Below are 369 nucleotides of genomic sequence, written 5' to 3'. Positions count from 1 at the left end.
CGTCCATTAGAGGAGCGGCGCGCCCTGCCTGAATGAAGAGGAATTTGCATGGCTATCGCCCTGAGCACCCTGGTCGAAGAGGCCGACCGTTATCTGGATGCCGCGCGCATCCAGGACTACTGCCCGAACGGCCTGCAGGTCGAAGGCCGGCCGCAGGTGCGGCGGATCGTCAGCGGGGTCACTGCCAGCCAGGCGCTGCTGGATGCCGCCGTGGAGGCCGACGCCGACGTGGTGCTGGTGCATCACGGTTACTTCTGGAAGGGTGAGAACCCCTGCGTGGTCGGCATGAAGCAACGGCGCCTGAAGACCCTGCTGAACAACGATATCAGTCTGCTCGCTTACCACCTGCCGCTGGATCTGCATCCGGAG

General features: G+C 64.2%; 1 protein-coding gene. It reads left to right on the top strand.

Annotated features, from left to right (window positions below):
- Window positions 1-48 precede the first annotated feature (48 nt).
- On the top strand, window positions 49-369 hold a 321-nt coding region (locus FLP08_RS17375; RefSeq protein WP_202912817.1), incomplete at its 3' end, for a Nif3-like dinuclear metal center hexameric protein.

This window comes from Christiangramia aestuarii (genome assembly GCF_009735585.1).
In the GTDB taxonomy this organism is placed as follows: domain Bacteria; phylum Bacteroidota; class Bacteroidia; order Flavobacteriales; family Flavobacteriaceae; genus Christiangramia; species Christiangramia aestuarii.
The sequence above is the reverse complement of the archived record's forward strand: the minus strand, read 5'-3'. Positions and strand labels throughout refer to the sequence as shown.